Annotated in this window: 2 protein-coding genes; both read right to left on the reverse strand. The window is 72.8% G+C overall.

Translation table 11 applies throughout. From position 1 onward, the window contains the following. On the reverse strand, positions 1–1,877 hold a 1,877-nt coding region (locus tag ABZ281_RS45595; protein ID WP_356664296.1), incomplete at its 3' end, for a type I polyketide synthase. Between the two features lie 58 nt (positions 1,878–1,935). Further along, positions 1,936–2,594 (reverse strand): phosphopantetheine-binding protein (locus tag ABZ281_RS45600; protein ID WP_356664298.1); only part of this gene is annotated, 659 nt, incomplete at its 5' end.

Raw genomic sequence — 2,594 nt, forward strand, 5'->3', positions numbered from 1 at the left:
GACAACAACGACCCCTCAACCCCGAACAACACCTCCCCCAAAGAGCCACCCAACAGCGGATCGAGCACCCCACACACCTCGTCCAACGCCCCCGCAAACACCGGAAACGCCTCATACAACTCCCGCCCCATCCCCGCCCGCTGAGCACCCTGACCCGAGAACACCACGGCCAGACCGCCGGGACGGACAGGTGCCGGGGAGCTCGTGGGGGTCTCGGCGAGGTGCCGGAGGGCGTCGGACAGGTCGTCGCGGTCGGCTCCGGTCAGGACGGCGCGGCGGTCGTGCAGGGTGCGTGTGGTGGCGAGGGAGTAGGCGAGGTCGGTGGCGGACTGCTCGGGGTGGGCGGCGACGTGGTCGTGGAGCCGTCGGGCCTGGGCGCGCAGGGCGTCCTCGTCCGGTGCGGAGAGCAGCCAGGGCATGGCCGGGAGCGTCCGGGCCCGGTCGTCCGGGGCGGTGTCCTCCGCTTCCGGGGCCTCCTCCAGGATGACGTGGGCGTTGGTGCCGCTCACGCCGAAGGCCGAGACTGCGGCGCGGCGCGGAGCCGTGGCCCGGGTGGTCCACTCGCGCGCCTCGGTGAGCAGAGCGACCGTGCCGGAGTCCCAGTCGACCATGGGCGTGGGCCGGTCGACATGCAGGGTCCGGGGCAGCAGGCCGTGCCGCATGGCCTGCACCATCTTGATGACGCCGCCGACGCCGGCCGCGGCGACGGTGTGGCCGATGTTGGACTTCAGCGAGCCCAGCCACAGGGGACGTTCACGGTCCTGGCCGTAGGTGGCCAGCAGGGCCTGTGCCTCGATCGGGTCACCGAGCCGCGTGCCCGTGCCGTGCGCCTCCACCGCGTCCACCTCGGCCGGAGTGAGACGGGCGTTGTCGAGGGCCTGACGGATGACACGCTCCTGCGACGGACCGTTCGGCGCCGTCAGACCGTTCGAGGCGCCGTCCTGGTTCACCGCGCTGCCCCGCACCACCGCCAGCACCCGGTGCCCGTTGCGCACCGCGTCCGACAGCCGCTCGACGACCAGCAGACCGACGCCCTCCGCCCAGGAGGTGCCGTCGGCGGCGGCCGCGAACGACTTGATCCGCCCGTCGGGAGCGAGTCCGCCCTGGCGGGAGAAGTCGACGAATCCGCCGGGGGTCGCGGTGATCGTCGCGCCTCCGGCGAGCGCGAGGGTGGACTCCCCGCGGCGGACCGACTCCACCGCGAGGTGGAGGGCGACCAGCGAGGACGAGCAGGCCGTGTCGATCGAGACGGCCGGGCCTTCGAGCCCGAAGGTGTAGGCGATGCGGCCGGAAGCCACACTGCTGAGCTTGCCGGTCATGAGGCGGCCCTCGAGTTCGGCGGGCCCGTCGAGTCCGAGGTAGCTCTGCTCGATCACGCCGGCGAACACGGCGGTACGGCTGCCGCGCAGCGTGACGGGGTCGATCCCGGCGTCCTCGAACGCCTCCCACGCGGTCTCCAGGAGGACGCGCTGCTGAGGGTCCATCGCGCGGGCCTCGCGGGGCGAGATGCCGAAGAAGTCGGCGTCGAACAGGGCGGCCCCGTCGAGAAAGCCGCCCTCGCGGGTGTACGACGTGCCGGGCTCGTCGCGGTCCGTGCTGTACAGCGCGTCGAGGTCCCAGCCGCGGTCCGTGGGGAACGGGCTGATGGCGTCCCGGCCTTCGGCGGCGAGGCGCCACAGGTCGTCCGGTGACGTGACGCCGCCGGGGAAGCGGCATGCCATGCCGACGATGGCGACCGGTTCGGTGGCGGCCGACTCGAGTGTCTCGATGCGCTCGCGCGCCTTCTGCAGGTCGGCGGTGACCCACTTCAGATAGTCGACGAGCTTCTGTTCCCTGGTCTGGGCCTGCTCCTGCGCGCGGGACATGTCAGCGGACATGCGGAATCAGTCTCTCCTCGGTACCGGAAGGGTGGTGGTGCGGGGGCGGCGGGCGGCGTCAGTCCGCGGCCCGGCCGAGCTGGGTGTCGATGAAGTCGAAGATCTCGTCGGCGGACGCGTCCCCGAGGTCCGCGACATCGGCGCCGGCGGCGGACGGGGGCGGTGTGTACGCCGGTCCGGCGAGACGGTCGGCCAGCGCCCGCAGCCGCTCGGACAGCGCGACGCGGTTCGTGCCGGGATGCGAGCCGTCCGCCGGCATGGCGTCCACGGTCGCCTCCAGTCGGTTCAGTTCCTCCGCCGCGGAACGAACCGCTCCGGACTCGGGGCCGGGTGCGGCCGCCTGTGCCTGTACGTAGGCCGCGAGCGCGGCGGGGGTCGGATGGTCGAAGACGACGGTGGCGGGCAGGGAGAGACCGGTCTCGGCGCCGAGCCGGTTGCGCAGTTCGACGCCGGTCAGGGAGTCGAAGCCGAGTTCCTGGAAGGGGCGGTGGGGCACGACGGCCGAGGTGTCGGGGTGCTTGAGCACCTTCGCGACCAGTTCCGTGACGAGGGCCAGGAGGTACTGCTCCCGCTGTGCGTCGCCCAGCGGTGCGAGCCGCTCGGCCAGGGGCACCACCCGGGGTGCCGTCTCCTCCGGGGTGTCGGGCGTGACGCGTGAGGCAGGGGCCATGTCACGGCTGCCGGTGGTGACTTCGTCGAGCCAGTACCTCCGGCGCT

This window comes from Streptomyces sp. NPDC006265 (genome assembly GCF_040613555.1).
Classification (GTDB): domain Bacteria; phylum Actinomycetota; class Actinomycetes; order Streptomycetales; family Streptomycetaceae; genus Streptomyces.